Below are 18428 nucleotides of genomic sequence, written 5' to 3'. Positions count from 1 at the left end.
CCTTTCAGGCTGCGGTAATCAGCCAGCAGTTGTGGATCTGTCGGTTACGGGCAAAGTCCTGGGAAAGCGTTTTTTGGGTGATTTCTTGTGCTTTCAATCCCAGTACAGCCAGACCGTCGAGATCCATACGGAATCCACGTTTGTTGTTGGAGAACATGATCGTACCGTCTTTACGCAGCAGGCGTTTCAGATCTTTCATCAGCGCCAGATGATCGCGCTGCACGTCAAACGAGTCTTCCATACGTTTTGAGTTAGAGAACGTCGGCGGATCGATGAAAATCAGATCAAACTGTTCATTGGCTTCGCGCAGCCAGCCCAGGCAATCGGCCTGAATTAAACGGTGCGCGCGACCGCTCAGGCCGTTCAGACGCAGGTTACGTTCCGCCCATTCCAGGTAGGTACGCGACATATCAACCGTCGTGGTGCTACGCGCACCGCCCAATCCCGCATGTACGCTGGCGCTGCCGGTGTAGGAGAACAGGTTAAGGAAATCCTTACCCTTGCTCATCTGACCGAGCATGCGGCGCGCAATACGGTGATCGAGGAACAAACCGGTATCAAGATAGTCTGTCAGGTTGACCCACAGGCGCGCGTTGTACTCGCTTACCTCAATGAATTCACCCTTCTCATTCATCTTCTGATACTGATTCTTCCCTTTCTGCCGTTCACGGGTTTTCAGCACCAGTTTATTTGGCGCAATTTCCAGTACCGACAGCGTTGCGGCGATAATGTCGAACAGGCGTTGACGTGCTTTTTGCGCATCAACCGTCTTCGGCGGAGCATATTCCTGAACCACGACCCACTCACCATAGCGGTCCACTGCAACGTTGTATTCCGGCAGGTCAGCGTCATACAGGCGATAGCATTCAATGCCTTCCTGCCGCGCCCATTTTTCCAGCTTCTTGATGTTCTTGCGCAGGCGGTTAGCATAATCTTCCGCCACCGTGGCAGGTTTGCTGTCTGCGGTGGTCTCTGCAACGTGATAGTTCTTCTGTACGCAATCCAGCGGGCCGTTTTTCGCTTTGAACTGCTTGTCGGCACGTAATTGCAGGCTGCTGAGCAGATCCGGCGAGGCGCTGAACAGCGATAAATTCCAGCCGCCAAACTGGTTTTTCATCGTCCGACCCAGCAGGCTGTGCAGGGCTATCAGCGCCGGTTCGCTATCCAGACGTTCGCCGTATGGCGGGTTGCTGATAACCGTACCATACGGTCCTTTCGGCAGCGGATTGCTCAGTTTGGCGACATCTTTAACCTCAAACGTCATCAGATCGGCAATACCGGCGCGGCGGGCGTTACTGCGCGCTTTTTCAATCACCCGAGCATCGCTGTCGGAGCCGTAGAAATGCGAGGAGTAATCAGCCAGCCCTTTACGCGCACGAACCTGCGCTTCGGCTTTGACTTCTTGCCAGACGACTTCATCGTGCTGCGCCCAACCACTGAAGCCCCAGTACCCGCGGTGCAGGCCCGGCGCGCGATCGGTTGCCCACATTGCTGCTTCAATCAGCAACGTACCGGAACCACACATCGGATCGAGCAGCGGCGTACCCGGCTGCCAGCCAGAACGCATAACGATAGCCGCAGCCAGCGTCTCTTTGATCGGCGCCTGACCAGCGCGATCGCGATAACCACGCTGATGCAAACCGTCACCGCTAAGATCGAGTGCAATACTGGCGGTATCTTTATTCAGCCAAACGTTAATGCGCAGATCGGGTGATTCACGATCTACGTTCGGACGCGGCAGGTTTTTACGGGTAAAGGCATCGACAATCGCATCCTTTACTTTCAGTGCACCATACTGGCTATTACGAATCGTCTCGTTCAGCCCGCTAAAATGCACGGCAAAGGTGGCACCAGGATTAAATATCTCTGTCCAGTCGATTGCCTGAACGCCGAGGTACAGATCAAGATCGCTGTAGACCTTGCACTCTCCCATCGGCAGGATAATGCGCGAGGCCAGGCGGCTCCACATCAGGCTCTGGTAAACAAGCCGCGTGTCGCCCTTAAAATGGACCCCACCCTGAACGACCTGGCACTCCAGCGCGCCGAGGTTTTCCAGTTCAGTTTTTAACAGCTCTTCCAGCCCACGGGCCGTACTGGCAAACAGAGAATTCATAATGTCACTTTTACTCCGAGAAAATTGCTGCGCATTATAGCTAATATGGGCTGTATGTCATAAAGTTGAAGGCTTATTTTCGTTCAAGGGGCTGTACAGTGGTAACGTTGACCCGACTTTTTATTCATCCGGTTAAATCTATGCGTGGAATTGGACTCACGCACGCCCTGGCAGACGTCAGCGGTCTCGCCTTTGACCGTATATTTATGATTACCGAACCTGACGGAACGTTTATTACCGCCCGACAGTTCCCGCAAATGGTCCGCTTTACCCCTTCCCCTTTTCACGATGGACTGCATCTTACGGCGCCAGACGGTAGCAGCGCGCTGGTGCGATTCGCCGACTTCGCCACCCAGGATGCGCCGACAGAAGTGTGGGGAAACCATTTTACCGCGCGTATCGCGCCAGCCGCTATCAACCAATGGCTGAGCGGCTTTTTCTCCCGTGACGTGCAGTTGCGCTGGGTTGGCCCACAATTGACGCGCCGGGTGAAGCGCCACGATGATGTTCCTTTATCCTTCGCCGACGGTTATCCCTACCTGCTGACCAACGAAGCGTCGCTGCGCGATCTGCAGCAACGCTGCCCGGCAAGCGTCAAAATGGAACAGTTTCGCCCTAATCTGGTGATTTCAGGTGCTGGCGCCTGGGAAGAAGATACCTGGAAAGTGATTCGCATTGGCGACGTCATTTTTGATGTGGCAAAACCCTGTAGCCGCTGCATATTCACCACCGTCAGCCCAGAGAAAGGCCAGAAACATCCGTCTGGCGAGCCGCTCGCCACGCTGCAAACTTTCCGCACGGCGGCGGATAACGGCGATGTTGATTTCGGCCAGAATCTCATCGCCCGTAACAGCGGCGTGATTCGCGTTGGCGATGAAGTCGAAATTTTAGCAACCGGCCCCGCCAGAGCATACGGCGCAGCGGAATCTGATGATACCGTCGCCGAGCAGCAGCCCGATGCCACGGTACTGATTGACTGGCAGGGGCAGACCTTTCGTGGCAATAATCAGCAGGTATTGCTTGAACAGCTGGAAAACCAGGGAATTCGGGTTCCCTATTCATGCCGGGCAGGAATTTGCGGATGCTGTCGAATTCGACTGGTAGAAGGCGAAGTTAGCCCGCTGAAAAAATCAGCGATTGGTGATGACGGAACGATTCTGTGCTGCAGTTGTGTACCCAAAACGGCAATCAGACTGGAAAGTTAGACCGCCTGCTCAAGGCTGAAACTGTCGACAATTGCCTGCGGTTTCAGTCTGTCATTCATGATTTTAATCGCATCGCCAAGTTGCATGGTGCGACCGGCAATGACCACTCCCGGCTGCGCAAGCAAACACAGTGCGGCATTTTCACCCGGCTCTACCACTAACAGATTTACCTGTTCTTCAGTATCGCTCAAATAAACACAGGCAGCGTCGCCGACCACTGGCGACCAGTTCTCGCCGTGCGCGACAAAGTGCCAGCTTTTTGGCATTTGCGGTTTAAGATACCGAATAGCCACCAGCGCATTTAGCACCAGTTCCGCTTTTTGTTCTTTAGCTAAATCCAGGTAACGGCATTTTTCTTCGAAGGAGAAATAAAGCGCAGCGTCATCGACACAAAAACCAGACGGAGAAAAAGCATCAGGAGTGAGCATTTTACGCGCAAAACGCGAGCGGAATAACATGCCATTGGCTAAATCGAGCATCATTCGATCGTGCTCTTCATCATAATACCAGCGCCAGTTATCGTCGGGTTTAATTCGCATCAGTCTCTCTCCTTTCCTTAATCATCGCCATTACGACAGTATCCTTTTGCCGCTTCGTTTATTGCCCTAATAATAAAAGCTCAGAATGTTTAAATAAGCAACAGTAAAGGAATATAAAACAACCAGGGCTAGAAATAAAGCCCTGGTTGTCGGATTAAGGCATAGATCAGATATTGCTGACGATTTCTTTAATCAACGGCGGACCTTTAAAAATAAATCCCGAATAAATCTGTACGAGGGTTGCGCCGGCCGCCATTTTTTCCCGCGCGGCAATCACCGAGTCGATACCACCAACTCCGATAATCGGCAGTTGACCTTTTAATTCCTGAGACAACTGGCGAATAATTTCTGTACTTTTTAATTGCAATGGTCGCCCGCTAAGACCACCCATTTGATCGCAATTTTTCATTCCCTGAACGAGAGAACGATCGAGCGTGGTGTTAGTCGCAATTACGCCATCAATATTATGCCGAACTAAACTGTCAGCAACCTGGATCAGTTCTTCCACAGAAAGATCCGGCGCGATCTTTACCGCCACCGGCACATATTTATGGTGGATCGCTTGCAGATCGTTTTGCTTATTTTTAATTGCAGCCAGGAGGTCGTCCAGCGCCTCGCCGTATTGCAGCGTACGTAATCCCGGCGTATTCGGTGAAGAGATATTAATCGCGATATAACCGGCATAAGCATAGACTTTTTCCATACAAATCAGATAGTCATCTTTGCCATTCTCTATCGGGGTATCTTTATTCTTGCCAATATTAATTCCCAGAATACCGTCAAAATGCGATTTTTTAACGTTCTCGACCAGGTTATCAACCCCGTGGTTATTAAACCCCATACGGTTGATCAAACCTTCTGCATCAACCAGACGGAACAGACGCGGTTTATCGTTACCCGGTTGAGGACGCGGCGTTACGGTACCAATCTCAATGGAACCGAATCCCATCGCGCCGAGCGCATCAATACACTCCCCGTCTTTATCCAGTCCGGCAGCAAGCCCGAGCGGATTTTTAAACGTCAGCCCCATACAGGTAACCGGTTTTGCCGGTACCTTCTGGCGCACAAGCGCTTCAAGCGGCGTGCCGGTAATGCGACGTAATTGCTGGAATGTCAATTCATGAGCGCGCTCTGGATCGAGCTGAAAAAGGGCTTTACGAACGAAGGGGTAGTACATGAACTCTCCTGGATTCCCGGTGTGCAAACCGGGGGCGTATTATGTGCGATCGGGAGCAAAAAGGGAATTGACCTGCGGCAATAAAAAGCAAACGTTTTCTTTCGGCTCCTCGTTTTATGCAATTTTCAACTTTTCTATCCCGCATAAATTATTTCGATAAACAGAGCCTCTCTGCCAGACTGCATAAATTGTTATTAATGTTAAATAAAAGCAAACAATTAGTTATAAGCGGAGATTGAAATTATGCGCGTCATCACTCTGGCGGGAAGCCCACGCTTTCCCTCTCGCTCCAGCGCGTTACTGGAATATGCCCGAGAAAAGCTCAACGGTCAGGATGTCGAAGTCTTTCACTGGAACTTGCACAATTTTGCCCCAGAAGACCTGATCTATGCCCGTTTTGATAGTCCGGCGCTGAAGACATTTATTGAACAATTACAGGATGCTGACGGGCTGATTGTCGCCACGCCGGTCTACAAGGCAGCTTACTCTGGCGCACTGAAAACGCTGCTCGATCTGCTCCCCGAGCGAGCGCTGGAAGGAAAAGTGGTGTTGCCGCTGGCGACCGGCGGCAGCGTGGCGCATTTACTGGCCGTCGATTACGCGCTGAAACCGGTACTGAGTGCGTTAAAAGCCCAGGAGATCCTGCACGGCGTATTTGCCGATGATTCGCAGGTCATCGATTATCAGCATAAACCGCAGTTTACGCCCAACCTGCAGCAGCGCCTGGATAGTGCGCTCGAGACTTTCTGGCTGGCATTGCATCGTCGCGATATCCAACTCCCTCAACTGAATACCCTGCGGGGTACTGCCCATGCTTAATCTGCTCAAGCGCCACAGGTCGTGGCTGGCACTAACCGGGCTGCTGTCACTGTCAACGCTGACGCATGCCGCTGAGTCTGCACCCGATGCCCTGCGTATTGGTTATCAGAAAGGAAGCGTCAGCATGGTGCTGGCAAAAAGCCATCAATTGTTGGAAAAACGCTACCCGCAGACCAAAATCTCGTGGGTTGAGTTCCCCGCCGGGCCGCAAATGCTGGAGGCGCTAAATATCGGCAGTATCGATCTCGGCAGTACGGGTGACATTCCACCAATTTTCGCCCAGGCTGCCGGAGCCGATCTGGTTTACGTGGGTGTTGAGCCACCCAAACCGAAAGCCGAAGTGATTCTGGTGCCGAAAAATAGCCCGATCCAGAACGTCGCGCAGCTTAAAGGACATAAAGTCGCTTTCCAGAAAGGGTCCAGCGCCCACAATTTACTGCTCCGTGCACTGCAACAGGCCGGGCTGAAATTTACCGATATTCAACCGACTTATCTGACGCCAGCCGATGCGCGAGCGGCCTTCCAGCAAGGAAACGTTGATGCGTGGGCTATCTGGGATCCCTACTATTCCGCCGCGTTATTGCAAGGTGATGTACGCGTGCTGAAAGACGGCTCAGACCTTAAGCAGACCGGTTCGTTTTATCTCGCAGCACGTCCTTATGCCGAGAAAAATGGCGCTTTTGTTCTTGGCGTACTGAATACCTTTAGCCAGGCCGATGCGTTAACCCTCAGCCAGCGCCAGCAAAGCATTGCCCTGCTGGCTAAAACCATGGGCCTGCCTGAGCCAGTGATTGCCTCCTATCTGGATCACCGCCCGCCAACCACCATTACGCCCGTCAGCGACTCTGTTGCCGCACTGCAACAACAAACCGCGGATCTGTTTTATGACAACCGTTTGGTGCCGAAAAAAATCGATATTCGCCAGCGTATCTGGCAACCCACTCAGCAGGCAGGAGAAAAATGATGAGTCTGAACATGTTCTGGTTTTTACCCACCCACGGTGACGGTCATTATCTTGGAACGGAAGAAGGTTCGCGCCCGGTCGATCACGGATATCTGCAACAAATTGCGCAAACGGCCGATCGTCTGGGATTTACCGGTGTGTTGATCCCAACCGGGCGCTCCTGCGAAGATGCCTGGCTGGTCGCCGCCTCGATGATCCCGGTCACCCAGCGATTAAAATTTCTGGTCGCGCTGCGTCCAGGTGTAACCTCGCCGACGGTTGCCGCGCGCCAGGCAGCAACGCTCGACAGACTTTCTAACGGTCGGGCGTTATTTAACCTGGTGACCGGCAGCGATCCGCAGGAATTGGCTGGTGACGGCGTGTTCCTCGATCACACCGAGCGCTATGAAGCCTCTGGCGAATTTACTCAGGTCTGGCGACGCTTACTGCAAGGTGAAACCGTGGATTTCAACGGCAAACATATTCATGTTCGCGGGGCAAAACTGTTCTTCCCGCCGATCCAGCAGCCGCATCCTCCACTCTATTTCGGCGGCTCGTCTGACGTCGCACAAGATCTGGCTGCCGGGCAGGTTGATCTCTATCTGACCTGGGGTGAACCGCCTGAACAGGTGAAGCAGAAGATTGAACAAGTACGAGCCAAAGCGGCGGCGCTCGGCCGCAAGATCCGCTTTGGTATTCGTCTGCATGTGATCGTACGGGAGACAACGCAAGAGGCGTGGCAGGCCGCAGGTCGTCTGATAGCCCATCTGGATGACGACACCATCGCCAAAGCCCAGGCCGCCTTCTCAAAAACGGATTCGGTCGGTCAGCAGCGAATGGCTGCACTGCACAACGGTAAACGCGACAAACTGGAAATTAGCCCGAACCTGTGGGCAGGGGTAGGATTGGTGCGCGGTGGCGCAGGGACCGCACTGGTCGGAGATGGTCCTACGGTCGCAGCGCGTATTAACGAGTATGTCGCGCTGGGAATAGACAGCTTTGTGCTGTCCGGGTATCCGCATCTGGAAGAGGCGTACAAGGTTGGTGAACTGCTGTTCCCGCATCTGGATGTCGCGATACCCGAAATTCCGCAACCACAGCGCCTGCAACAGCAAGGCGAAGCGGTTGCGAACGAATTCATCCCGCGCAAAGTCGCTCAAAGCTAAGGAGCGGCTAATGGCAACGCCGAAAAACAGATGGTTATTGCGCCTCGCACCCTGGTTTTTACCGGTAGGTCTGGTGGCGCTCTGGCAGCTCGCATCATCAGTGGGCTGGCTCTCCACCCGCATCCTGCCCTCTCCGGAAGGCGTGGTCGAAGCTTTCTGGACGCTTTCCGCCAGCGGCGAACTTTGGCAGCATCTGGCCATCAGTTCCTGGCGGGCGCTGATCGGATTCTCCATCGGTGGATCGATTGGCCTGACGCTGGGACTGATCAGCGGCCTTTCGCGTTGGGGAGAACGCCTGCTGGATACGTCGGTGCAGATGCTGCGTAACGTCCCGCATCTGGCGCTGATCCCACTGGTCATTTTGTGGTTCGGTATTGATGAGTCCGCCAAGATCTTTCTCGTCGCGCTGGGCACGCTGTTCCCGATTTACATCAACACCTGGCATGGCATCCGTAATATTGACCGCGGGCTGGTTGAGATGGCGCGCAGCTATGGGTTGTCTGGTTTTTCACTGTTTATTCATGTGATCCTCCCCGGCGCCCTGCCCTCGATTATGGTTGGAGTGCGTTTTGCTCTCGGACTGATGTGGCTGACGCTCATTGTGGCGGAAACCATTTCAGCCAATGCCGGTATTGGCTACCTGGCGATGAACGCTCGCGAGTTTCTACAAACCGATGTGGTCGTGGTGGCCATTATTCTCTACGCCCTGCTGGGTAAACTTGCCGATGTCAGTGCCCAACTGCTGGAGCGAATCTGGCTACGCTGGAACCCGGCTTACCATGTGAAGGAGGCTACTGTATGAACACCGCTCGCCTGAACCAGGGCACTCCGCTTGTGCTGAGCGCAGTGACGAAACAATACGCCGCCAATACGGTGCTCAATCAGTTAGATTTGCATATACAGGCCGGGCAATTCGTTGCCGTGGTTGGCCGCAGCGGTGGTGGTAAAAGCACGTTGCTGCGTCTGCTGGCAGGGTTGGAGTCGCCCACCTCAGGCGCATTACTTGCCGGAACCACCCCACTGGCGGAAATTCAGGATGATACGCGTATGATGTTTCAGGATGCGCGTCTGCTGCCCTGGAAGACGGTTATCGATAACGTCGGTCTGGGTCTGAAAGGTCACTGGCGCAATGCGGCCCGAGATGCGCTGGCCGCCGTTGGACTGGAGAATCGAGCTCAGGAGTGGCCCGCAGCGCTTTCTGGCGGACAAAAACAGCGCGTGGCCCTTGCCCGGGCATTAATTCATCGCCCTGGTCTGCTGCTGCTGGATGAACCCCTCGGCGCACTGGATGCCTTAACCCGCCTTGAAATGCAGGAGCTGATCGTCTCTTTATGGCAAGAGCACGGCTTTACCGTACTTCTGGTCACCCATGATGTCAGCGAAGCGGTGGCAATGGCCGATCGCGTCTTGCTGATTGAGGATGGAAAAATCGGGCTGGATTTAACGGTGGATATTGCACGACCGCGTCGGATTGGTTCGGTGCGTCTGGCAGAACTGGAAGCCGAGGTGTTGAACCGGGTGATGCAACGCGGCGAAAATGAAGTTCAGCTACGAAGGCATGGTTAAAAATGCCGGATGGCGCTACCGCTTATCCGGCCTACACGTGAATGGTAGGCCGGACCCATCCGGCGACATTATCAGGCTAATGCTTTAGTTATCTTCTCGAACAGATCGCCTGACAGATTCTCCAGACCTTTCAACTGTTCCAGCGCCGCACGCATCTTCGCCTGACGTTTGGCATCATAGCGTTTTAAACGAATCAGCGGCTCAATCAAACGAGATGCCACCTGTGGATTTCGGCTGTTCAGTTCGGTCAACATGTCGACCAGGAACTGATAGCCGCTACCATCTTCCGCATGGAATGCCGCCGGGTTGCTGCCCGCAAAGGCACCGATCAGCGAACGGATGCGGTTCGGGTTACTCATACTGAAGGAGCGATGCTTCAACAGGCCGCGTACCGTCTCCAACACGTTATCTGCCGGGCTGGTAGATTGCAGGATAAACCATTTATCCATCACCAGACCGTCGTGATGCCATTTGTCGTCGTATTCCTGCATCAGCGCGTCACGACACGGCAACTGTGCTGCGACCGCCGCAGACAGCGCTGCCAGCGCATCAGTCATGTTATTCGCTTCACGGTACTGCCTGCTTACCAGCGTGTCAGCCAGATGGGCTTCGCCAAATGCCAGGAAGCGCAGGCAGGCGTTGCGCAGCGTACGTTTGCCGATATCAGCATGCTCAACGCGATACTCATCGAGATGATTGGCGTTATAAATCGCCAGGAATTCATCTGCCAGTTCAGCAGCCAGCGTGCGGGTTAACGCTTCACGAACCTCGGCGATCGCAACTGGATCGATAATCTCAAACAGCTCAGCAATCTCGTTGACGGAAGGCAGCGTCAGGATCTCTGCCGCCAGTGCCGGATCGATTTTCTCATCGAGCAGAATCGCCCGGAATGCGTCAGCAACGTGTACCGGCAGTGACAGCGGCAGTCCCTGCTGATGTCGGGCAACATTCAGTTTAATATAGGTCGCCAACAGGCTCTGCGCCGCATCCCAACGGGAGAAATCATTGCGAGCATGACGCATCAGGAAGGTCAGTTGCTGGTCGCTCCATTTATATTCCAGTTTCACCGGCGCTGAAAACTCACACAGCAGTGCCGGAACCGGCTGGAAGTAGACGTTATCGAAAACAAACGTCTGCTCAGCCTGGGTCACGTTGAGTACGGAATTGACCGGATGCCCGCCTTTTTGTAGCGGGATCACTTTCCCTTCGTTGTCATACAACTCGAGGGCGAAAGGAATATGCAGCGGTTGTTTTTCAGCCTGATCCGGCGTGGCTGGCGTACGCTGGCTGATAGTCAGCATGTACTGTTCCGTCGCTGGATTGTAGTCATCTCGCACGGTCAAAATCGGCGTACCGGACTGGCTGTACCAGCGGCGGAAATGTGAAAGGTCAACGTTCGACGCATCTTCCATTGCCTGCACGAAATCATCACAGGTCGCGGCGCTACCATCGTGACGTTCAAAGTAAAGCTGCATTCCCTTCTGGAAATTCGCCTCACCCAGTAGGGTGTGGATCATACGAATCACTTCAGCGCCCTTTTCGTACACGGTCAGGGTGTAGAAGTTGTTCATCTCAATGACCATATCCGGACGAATTGGATGGGCCATCGGGCTGGCGTCTTCGGCAAACTGCAAGCCGCGCATGGTACGCACGTTGCTAATACGGTTTACCGCGCGAGAACCAAGATCGGAGCTAAATTCCTGATCACGAAATACGGTTAGACCTTCTTTCAGGCTTAACTGGAACCAGTCACGGCAGGTGACGCGGTTGCCGGTCCAGTTATGGAAATATTCGTGGCCGATAACGCGCTCAATATCGAGATAGTCTTTGTCGGTGGCTGTATCGGTACGCGCCAGCACGTATTTGGAGTTAAAGATGTTCAGACCTTTATTCTCCATCGCCCCCATATTAAAGAAGTCCACGGCGACAATCATGTAGATATCGAGGTCATACTCCAGACCAAAACGCTCTTCATCCCATTTCATGGAATTTTTCAGCGACGTCATCGCCCACGGCGCACGGTCCAGGTTGCCGCGATCAACGTACAACTCCAACGCGACTTCACGCCCGGATCGGGTCGTAAAGGTATCGCTCAGCACATCGAAATCACCGGCGACCAGCGCAAACAGATAGCACGGTTTCGGGAATGGATCCTGCCACTGCACCCAGTGGCGACCGTTTTCCAGTTCGCCCTGCGCGACACGGTTGCCGTTGGAAAGCAGGAATGGATATCTGGTTTTATCGGCAATAATTTTGGTCGTAAAACGCGCCAGCACGTCCGGCCTGTCGAGATACCAGGTAATATGGCGAAACCCTTCCGCTTCGCACTGGGTACACAGCGCATCGCCGGACTGATACAGCCCTTCCAGCGCGGTATTCGCCGCTGGGCTGATTTCATTCACGATACGCAGCGTAAAACGTTCCGGCAGTTGGCTGATGACCAGAGCACCTTCTTCTTCTTTATACTCTGTCCACGGGTCATCGTTCACGTGGATTGACACCAGGGTCAGATCTTCACCATTCAGGCGAAGGGGAGCATCAGACGCACCATGACGGACAGCCTGGCTCACTGCGGTGACCACGGTTTTTTCAGCATCCAGGTCAAAGGTCAAGTCAATATCAGTAATCTGGTAATCCGGTGCACGATAGTCGTGACGGTATTTGGCTTGTGGCTGTTGTGTCATAAAAAACCTTTAGCATCTTTGGTAGAGTCTCGGCTTCAGTCTATTCCTGTTGCGTAAATCGCGCTACGCAGAATGTTCATCTTTTCAGGCACAAACACCCTTTTTGCTACATTTTAATAACACGCGGCACGAAATGCCCTCGACCAGAAAGACAGCTTATGGTGTGATCGGGGTTCAATAAATCGCTAAACAGGGTATACTCCAGCGGTTTTCTTAGTTGTTTATTGTACTAAACGCTCCCGCGAGAGGATGCTACTGCGCACCTATGACACAATTCGCTTCTCCTGTTCTGCACTCGCTGCTGGATACAGACGCTTATAAGTTGCATATGCAGCAAGCCGTTTTTCACCACTACTATGATGTACAAGTAGCGGCTGAATTTCGTTGCCGTGGCGATGACCTGCTCGGTATTTACGCCGACACTATTCGTGAGCAGGTTAACGCTATGCAGTACCTGCGACTTCAGGAGGACGAGTACCAGTGGCTCTCCGGCCTGCCTTTCTTTAAAGCTGATTACCTCACCTGGTTACGTGATTTCCGCTACAACCCGGAACAGGTTCGCGTCACCAATGATAACGGTAAGCTGAACATCCGCTTAACCGGTCCATGGCGTGAAGTCATCATGTGGGAAGTTCCGCTGCTGGCGGTAATTAGTGAGCTGGTGCACCGTTACCGTTCGCCAGAATCTGGCGTGCCGCAGGCACTGGCTGAGCTGGAAAACAAATTAGCAGAATTCACTACATTAACGAAAGATGTCGATATGTCCCGCTTCCATCTGATGGATTTCGGCACGCGTCGTCGTTTTTCACGCGAAGTGCAGCAAGCTATTGTTCAGCGTCTGCAGCAGGAACCGTGGTTTGTTGGCACCAGCAACTACGATCTTGCCCGTCGTTTGTCATTAACGCCGATGGGAACCCAGGCACATGAATGGTTCCAGGCACACCAGCAAATCAGCCCTGAGCTTGCTACCAGCCAGCGCGTTGCCCTGGCCGCCTGGCTGAACGAATATCCCGACCAGCTCGGCATCGCCCTGACCGATTGCATCACCATGGACGCGTTTTTGCGCGACTTTGGCGTTGAGTTTGCAACCCGCTACCAGGGGTTGCGCCACGACTCTGGCGATCCGGTTGAATGGGGTGAGAAAGCCATCGCCCATTATGAAAAACTGGGTATTGACCCGCAAAGCAAAACGCTGGTGTTTTCAGATAACCTCGATCTGAATAAAGCGATTGAACTCTACCGTCACTTCTCTTCTCGCGTGCAACTGAGCTTTGGTATCGGGACACGCCTGACGTGTAATATCCCCCAGGTTAAGCCGCTGAATATCGTTATCAAGCTGGTCGAATGTAACGGTAAGCCGGTAGCCAAGTTGTCAGATAGTCCAGGTAAAACCATTTGCCACGATAAAGCATTTGTTCGTGCGCTGCGTAAAGCTTTCGATCTTCCGCATATTAAAAAAGCCAGCTAGTCCTTTCAGGGAGCCACTTTGGTTCCCTTTTCACGTTTATTTCCGAAATCTTTCACTCCAGCTACGAATTCTGCTTGTCTGATTGCAGATGCCAGGTAACATAGGTATCCCCCCATTACGGGTGGACATGTGTTTATATATCCGACTATTAACAGAGAGAATATTATGAGCGTTGTGCCTGTAGCCGACGTACTCCAGGGCCGCGTAGCCGTTGACAGCGAAGTCACCGTGCGCGGATGGGTGCGTACCCGCCGAGATTCAAAAGCTGGCATCTCCTTCCTTGCCGTTTATGACGGTTCCTGCTTTGATCCTGTACAGGCCGTCATCAATAATTCTCTGCCCAATTACAATCAGGACGTGCTGCGCCTGACGACGGGTTGTTCGGTTATCGTGACGGGTAAAGTCGTTGCGTCACCAGGACAAGGACAGAGCTTTGAAATTCAGGCCACTGAAGTTGAAGTCGCGGGCTGGGTTGAAGATCCTGACACCTATCCCATGGCAGCAAAGCGTCACAGTATTGAGTACCTGCGTGAAGTGGCGCACATGCGTCCGCGCACCAATATGATTGGTGCGGTAGCGCGCGTACGTCATACGCTGGCGCAAGCGCTGCATCGCTTCTTCCACGAGCAGGGTTTCTTTTGGGTTTCTACTCCACTGATCACCGCTTCCGATACCGAAGGTGCCGGTGAAATGTTCCGCGTATCAACGCTGGATCTGGAAAACCTGCCACGCAACGATCAGGGTAAAGTCGATTTCGATAAAGACTTCTTTGGTAAAGAAGCCTTCCTGACGGTTTCCGGTCAGTTGAACGGCGAAACCTATGCCTGCGCACTGTCCAAAATTTATACATTTGGACCGACTTTCCGTGCGGAAAACTCCAACACCAGCCGTCACCTCGCAGAGTTTTGGATGCTTGAGCCGGAAGTCGCTTTTGCCGATCTGAACGATGTTGCAGGTCTGGCTGAAGCGATGCTGAAATACGCGTTCAAAGCCGTACTGGCAGAGCGCGCGGATGATATGAAGTTCTTCGCCGAACGTGTCGACAAAGACGCGGTATCACGCCTGGAACGTTTTATTGATGCTGACTTCGCGCAGGTGGATTACACCGATGCGGTAAGCATTCTGGAAAAATGCGGCAAACAGTTCGAAAACCCGGTTTACTGGGGTGTCGATCTGTCTTCTGAGCACGAACGCTATCTTGCCGAAGAACACTTTAAAGCGCCGGTGGTTGTTAAAAACTATCCGAAAGATATTAAGGCGTTTTATATGCGCCTTAACGAAGACGGTAAAACCGTTGCGGCAATGGACGTGCTGGCACCGGGAATCGGTGAAATCATCGGTGGTTCTCAGCGTGAAGAGCGTCTGGACGTGCTGGATGCCCGTATGCTGGAGATGGGTCTGAACAAAGAAGATTACTGGTGGTATCGCGATCTGCGTCGCTACGGTACCGTTCCGCATTCCGGTTTTGGTTTGGGCTTTGAGCGTCTGATTGCTTACGTCACCGGCGTACAGAACGTCCGCGATGTTATTCCGTTCCCGCGTACACCGCGTAACGCCAGCTTCTAACGTTGTCGCTTTAACCTTAAAGGCCAGCACTGCTGGCCTTTTTTCGTTCAGCGCATTGCTGCATTTGTCGCCTTAGATGAGTTCTCATCCCGCACTAAACTCAACCCGTAAATTCCCCCTTCCTGTTACGCAATGTTTCACTGCAACATTTGAGAACAAAAAATAATCACTATTTTTATTGTGGATTAGCATTTCATGATCAAATAGAGCATTTATCCCCCATTCGCACGGCATTCTGGACGGCTAAAATAGGCATTTGTAAAAATGGCTCTTTTTTGCGGGGTTAGATAAAAATGTCGTTAGCAAAATTAAGTATAAGAAAATCATATAAATAGATAAAACTGAGCAAAATTCAATCGCAGGGACAGCTGAAATTTGAAGTCGTTCACAAAGTTGCATAAAAATAACATTTTGTTACACATTTTTTCTTTTTGAAACTAAATCTTTATATTTGTAGCACTTTGAGAGTAGCGAAACGGTAGTTTGAATGGAAAGATGCCTGCAGACACATAAAGACACCAAACTCTCATCAATAGTTCCGTAAATTTTTATTGACGGAATTTATTGGCGGCAGTGGCAGGTGTCATATAAAAACCGATGAGGGTAATAAATAATGATGAAGCGCAATATTCTTGCAGTGGTTATCCCTGCTCTGCTGGTAGCCGGGGCAGCTAACGCTGCAGAAGTTTATAACAAAGATGGCAATAAAGTAGACATCTACGGTAAAGCTGTAGGTCTGCACTATTTTTCCAAGCACAACGGTGACAACGCCTACGCACCTAATGGCGATCAAACTTACGCCCGTCTTGGTTTCAAAGGGGAAACTCAGATTAACGACCAACTGACCGGTTACGGCCAGTGGGAATATCAGTTCAGCGGCAATAACTCCGAAGGCGGTGACGACTCTCAGAATGGGAACAAAACCCGTCTGGCGTTTGCCGGTCTGAAATTCGGTGACGCAGGCTCCTTCGATTACGGTCGTAACTACGGCGTCGTATACGATGCACTGGGTTACACCGATATGCTGCCAGAATTCGGTGGCGATACTGCGGCTTCCGACCAGTTCTTCTCTCAGCGTAACGGTGGCCTCGCGACCTACCGTAACTCCAACTTCTTCGGTCTGGTTGAAGGCCTGAACTTCGCTGTTCAGTACCTGGGTAAAAACGAGCGTGATGACGTTCGTCGCTCTAATGGTGACGGTGTTGGCGGTTCTGTAAGCTACGAATTCGAAGGCTTCGGTATCGTCGGTGCATACGGCGCGGCTGACCGTACCGATGCTCAGCAAAACCCGCTTCTGCGTGGCCATGGCGACAAAGCTGAGCAGTGGGCTACCGGCGTGAAATACGATGCTAACAACATCTACCTGGCAGCGAACTACAGCGAAACCCGCAACGCAACCCGCATTTCTAACGGTTATGCGAACAAAACTGAAGACGTACTGTTAGTTGCTCAGTACCAGTTCGACTTCGGTCTGCGTCCGTCCATCGCCTATACCAAATCTAAAGGTAAGGATATCGAAGGTATCGGTGACGTAGATCTGGTGAACTACGTTGAAGTGGGTGCGACTTACTACTTCAACAAAAACATGTCCACCTATGTTGATTACATCATCAACCAGATCGATTCTGACAACAAACTGGGCGTAGGCTCTGACGACACCGTTGCAGTAGGTATCGTTTACCAGTTCTAATAGCAGACCTCTTTGCTAAATGCCTAAAAAACAGGACTTCGGTCCTGTTTTTTTATATCCGCCAGCGGATTCTTGCGTCTTCAAAAAACACCCCTGCTTTTCGTCACTAACGGTTGGCATTTTGTAAATCTACCGTTAACCTGATAGCGGACTTCCCTTCTGTAACCACAATGGAACCTCGTCATGTTTGAGAACATTACCGCCGCTCCTGCCGACCCCATTTTGGGCCTGGCTGATTTGTTTCGTGCCGATGATCGCCCGGGGAAAATAAACCTCGGAATCGGTGTATATAAAGATGAGACAGGCAAAACGCCGGTATTGACCAGCGTTAAAAAAGCCGAGCAATATATCCTGGAAAATGAAACCACCAAAAACTATCTTGGCATTGACGGTATTCCAGAGTTTGGTCGCTGCACTCAGGAATTACTGTTTGGTAAAGAAAGTGCACTGATTAATGAAAAACGCGCGCGTACAGCACAGACCCCTGGTGGTACAGGAGCCCTGCGTGTGGCCGCTGATTTCCTGGCAAAAAACACCAGTGCAAAACGCGTGTGGGTCAGCAACCCAAGCTGGCCGAACCATAAGAGCGTATTTAATTCTGCTGGTCTGGAAGTGCGTGAATATAACTATTACGATGCGGCGAACCACTCGTTAGACTTTGATGCGCTGCTGGCAAGCCTCAGCGAAGCGCAGGCTGGCGATGTAGTACTGTTCCACGGCTGCTGCCATAACCCAACCGGTATCGATCCGACGCTTGAGCAGTGGCAAACGCTGGCTCAGCTTTCTGTCGAAAAAGGATGGTTGCCGCTGTTTGACTTCGCATACCAGGGCTTTGCCCGCGGTCTGGAAGAAGATGCAGAAGGTCTGCGTGCATTTGCCGCGCTGCATAAAGAGCTGATTGTCGCCAGCTCCTACTCCAAGAACTTTGGTCTGTACAATGAGCGCGTAGGTGCCTGTACGCTGGTTGCAGCTGATGCTGAAACCGTCGACCGTGCGTTTAGTCAGATGAAATCCGCCATCCGCGCTAACTATTCCAACCCGCCAGCCCACGGCGCATCTGTAGTCGCCACGATTCTGAGCAACGACGCGCTGCGTGCCATCTGGGAACAGGAACTGACCGATATGCGCCAACGCATTCAGCGCATGCGTTTACTGTTCGTCAATACGCTGCAGGAGAAAGGTGCGAACCGCGACTTCAGCTTTATCATCAAACAGAACGGTATGTTCTCATTCAGCGGACTGACGAAAGAACAGGTTCTGCGCCTGCGTGAAGAGTTTGGTGTTTATGCTGTTGCTTCCGGACGCGTAAACGTCGCAGGAATGACGCCAGACAACATGGCGCCGTTATGCGAAGCGATTGTCGCAGTGCTGTAATCTATCGCGTACAGAAAAGGCCTCAATAGCCGTAATGCCTGTCAGTTAAGCATTATTGAGAATATGTAATTCAGGCTCAGGGTTCCGTTCACCCTATGTTTGTCACTTCTCTGAGGCA

General features: G+C 52.3%; 14 protein-coding genes. 10 read left to right on the top strand and 4 right to left on the bottom strand.

The window, feature by feature from the left end; translation table 11 throughout:
* Positions 1 to 4 precede the first annotated feature (4 nt).
* Positions 5 to 2113 (bottom strand): bifunctional 23S rRNA (guanine(2069)-N(7))-methyltransferase RlmK/23S rRNA (guanine(2445)-N(2))-methyltransferase RlmL, encoded by a 2109-nt coding sequence (rlmKL, locus tag OGX91_RS01450; RefSeq protein ID WP_286625263.1) that lies wholly within the window; start codon positions 2111 to 2113, stop codon positions 5 to 7.
* A 98-nt stretch (positions 2114 to 2211) separates the two neighbouring features.
* Here rlmKL and OGX91_RS01445 point away from each other — a divergent pair, with 98 nt between their 5' ends.
* Entirely contained in the window at positions 2212 to 3318 is a 1107-nt protein-coding gene (locus tag OGX91_RS01445; RefSeq protein ID WP_121584425.1) for a YcbX family protein, read from the top strand.
* Here the strand turns inward: OGX91_RS01445 and zapC are convergent.
* Positions 3315 to 3857, bottom strand: a complete 543-nt coding sequence (gene zapC / locus OGX91_RS01440; protein ID WP_005123531.1) for a cell division protein ZapC — start codon at positions 3855 to 3857, stop codon at positions 3315 to 3317. The genes OGX91_RS01445 and zapC overlap by 4 nt on opposite strands.
* A gap of 166 nt (positions 3858 to 4023) precedes the next feature.
* On the bottom strand, positions 4024 to 5034 hold the full coding sequence (gene pyrD / locus OGX91_RS01435) for a quinone-dependent dihydroorotate dehydrogenase (RefSeq protein WP_286625262.1): 1011 nt from the start codon (positions 5032 to 5034) through the stop codon (positions 4024 to 4026).
* Between the two features lie 243 nt (positions 5035 to 5277).
* On the opposite strand from pyrD, the gene ssuE reads away from it, so the two are divergent.
* The 5 genes from ssuE to ssuB are packed head-to-tail and all read left to right on the top strand — an operon-like array spanning position 5278 to position 9528.
* Positions 5278 to 5853, top strand: coding sequence for an NADPH-dependent FMN reductase (gene ssuE, locus OGX91_RS01430; protein ID WP_005123533.1), 576 nt, complete (start codon positions 5278 to 5280; stop codon positions 5851 to 5853).
* Entirely contained in the window at positions 5846 to 6817 is a 972-nt protein-coding gene (locus tag OGX91_RS01425) for a sulfonate ABC transporter substrate-binding protein (protein ID WP_149691716.1), read from the top strand. Before ssuE ends, OGX91_RS01425 begins: the two co-directional genes overlap by 8 nt.
* Positions 6817 to 7962: an FMNH2-dependent alkanesulfonate monooxygenase gene (gene ssuD / locus OGX91_RS01420; RefSeq protein WP_286625432.1), complete on the top strand. Its 1146-nt coding sequence runs from the start codon at positions 6817 to 6819 to the stop codon at positions 7960 to 7962. Before OGX91_RS01425 ends, ssuD begins: the two co-directional genes overlap by 1 nt.
* Before the next feature lie 10 nt (positions 7963 to 7972).
* Positions 7973 to 8764 (top strand): aliphatic sulfonate ABC transporter permease SsuC, encoded by a 792-nt coding sequence (gene ssuC / locus OGX91_RS01415; RefSeq protein ID WP_005123536.1) that lies wholly within the window; start codon positions 7973 to 7975, stop codon positions 8762 to 8764.
* On the top strand, positions 8761 to 9528 hold the full coding sequence (gene ssuB, locus OGX91_RS01410; protein ID WP_040231817.1) for an aliphatic sulfonates ABC transporter ATP-binding protein: 768 nt from the start codon (positions 8761 to 8763) through the stop codon (positions 9526 to 9528). The genes ssuC and ssuB overlap by 4 nt, the downstream gene beginning before the upstream one ends.
* Before the next feature lie 71 nt (positions 9529 to 9599).
* On the opposite strand, the gene pepN is transcribed toward ssuB, so the two are convergent.
* On the bottom strand, positions 9600 to 12212 hold the full coding sequence (pepN, locus tag OGX91_RS01405) for an aminopeptidase N (protein WP_040231816.1): 2613 nt from the start codon (positions 12210 to 12212) through the stop codon (positions 9600 to 9602).
* Between the two features lie 265 nt (positions 12213 to 12477).
* Here pepN and pncB point away from each other — a divergent pair, with 265 nt between their 5' ends.
* From pncB to aspC, 4 genes are all read left to right on the top strand, one after another.
* Positions 12478 to 13680 carry a nicotinate phosphoribosyltransferase gene (gene pncB, locus OGX91_RS01400; protein ID WP_005123539.1) on the top strand — a complete coding sequence of 401 codons (1203 nt, stop codon included), beginning with the start codon at positions 12478 to 12480 and terminating at the stop codon, positions 13678 to 13680.
* Positions 13681 to 13845: 165 nt separating this feature from the next.
* On the top strand, positions 13846 to 15246 hold the full coding sequence (gene asnS / locus OGX91_RS01395; RefSeq protein ID WP_005123540.1) for an asparagine--tRNA ligase: 1401 nt from the start codon (positions 13846 to 13848) through the stop codon (positions 15244 to 15246).
* A gap of 613 nt (positions 15247 to 15859) precedes the next feature.
* The gene (gene ompF, locus OGX91_RS01390; RefSeq protein ID WP_040231815.1) at positions 15860 to 16936 is read left to right on the top strand and encodes a porin OmpF; all 1077 of its coding nucleotides are present in this window, start codon (positions 15860 to 15862) and stop codon (positions 16934 to 16936) included.
* A 183-nt stretch (positions 16937 to 17119) separates the two neighbouring features.
* A complete protein-coding gene (gene aspC, locus OGX91_RS01385) occupies positions 17120 to 18310 on the top strand; it encodes an aspartate transaminase (protein WP_005123542.1) in 1191 nt (396 codons plus the stop codon).
* Positions 18311 to 18428 lie beyond the last annotated feature (118 nt).

Origin of the sequence: Citrobacter sp. Cpa228 (genome assembly GCF_030333085.1) — a bacterium.
Classification (GTDB): Bacteria; Pseudomonadota; Gammaproteobacteria; order Enterobacterales; family Enterobacteriaceae; genus Citrobacter; species Citrobacter pasteurii.
The sequence above is the reverse complement of the archived record's forward strand: the minus strand, read 5'-3'. Positions and strand labels throughout refer to the sequence as shown.

What these genes read in the sequence shown, in the direction of transcription:
- rlmKL (WP_286625263.1), bottom strand. Translation starts at nt 2,113, where the DNA reads ATGAATTCTCTGTTTGCCAGTACGGCCCGTGGGCTGGAAGAGCTGTTA.
- zapC (WP_005123531.1), bottom strand. Translation starts at nt 3,857, where the DNA reads ATGCGAATTAAACCCGACGATAACTGGCGCTGGTATTATGATGAAGAG.
- pyrD (WP_286625262.1), bottom strand. Translation starts at nt 5,034, where the DNA reads ATGTACTACCCCTTCGTTCGTAAAGCCCTTTTTCAGCTCGATCCAGAG.
- ssuE (WP_005123533.1), top strand. Translation starts at nt 5,278, where the DNA reads ATGCGCGTCATCACTCTGGCGGGAAGCCCACGCTTTCCCTCTCGCTCC.
- OGX91_RS01425 (WP_149691716.1), top strand. Translation starts at nt 5,846, where the DNA reads ATGCTTAATCTGCTCAAGCGCCACAGGTCGTGGCTGGCACTAACCGGG.
- ssuD (WP_286625432.1), top strand. Translation starts at nt 6,817, where the DNA reads ATGAGTCTGAACATGTTCTGGTTTTTACCCACCCACGGTGACGGTCAT.
- ssuC (WP_005123536.1), top strand. Translation starts at nt 7,973, where the DNA reads ATGGCAACGCCGAAAAACAGATGGTTATTGCGCCTCGCACCCTGGTTT.
- ssuB (WP_040231817.1), top strand. Translation starts at nt 8,761, where the DNA reads ATGAACACCGCTCGCCTGAACCAGGGCACTCCGCTTGTGCTGAGCGCA.
- pepN (WP_040231816.1), bottom strand. Translation starts at nt 12,212, where the DNA reads ATGACACAACAGCCACAAGCCAAATACCGTCACGACTATCGTGCACCG.
- pncB (WP_005123539.1), top strand. Translation starts at nt 12,478, where the DNA reads ATGACACAATTCGCTTCTCCTGTTCTGCACTCGCTGCTGGATACAGAC.
- asnS (WP_005123540.1), top strand. Translation starts at nt 13,846, where the DNA reads ATGAGCGTTGTGCCTGTAGCCGACGTACTCCAGGGCCGCGTAGCCGTT.
- ompF (WP_040231815.1), top strand. Translation starts at nt 15,860, where the DNA reads ATGATGAAGCGCAATATTCTTGCAGTGGTTATCCCTGCTCTGCTGGTA.
- aspC (WP_005123542.1), top strand. Translation starts at nt 17,120, where the DNA reads ATGTTTGAGAACATTACCGCCGCTCCTGCCGACCCCATTTTGGGCCTG.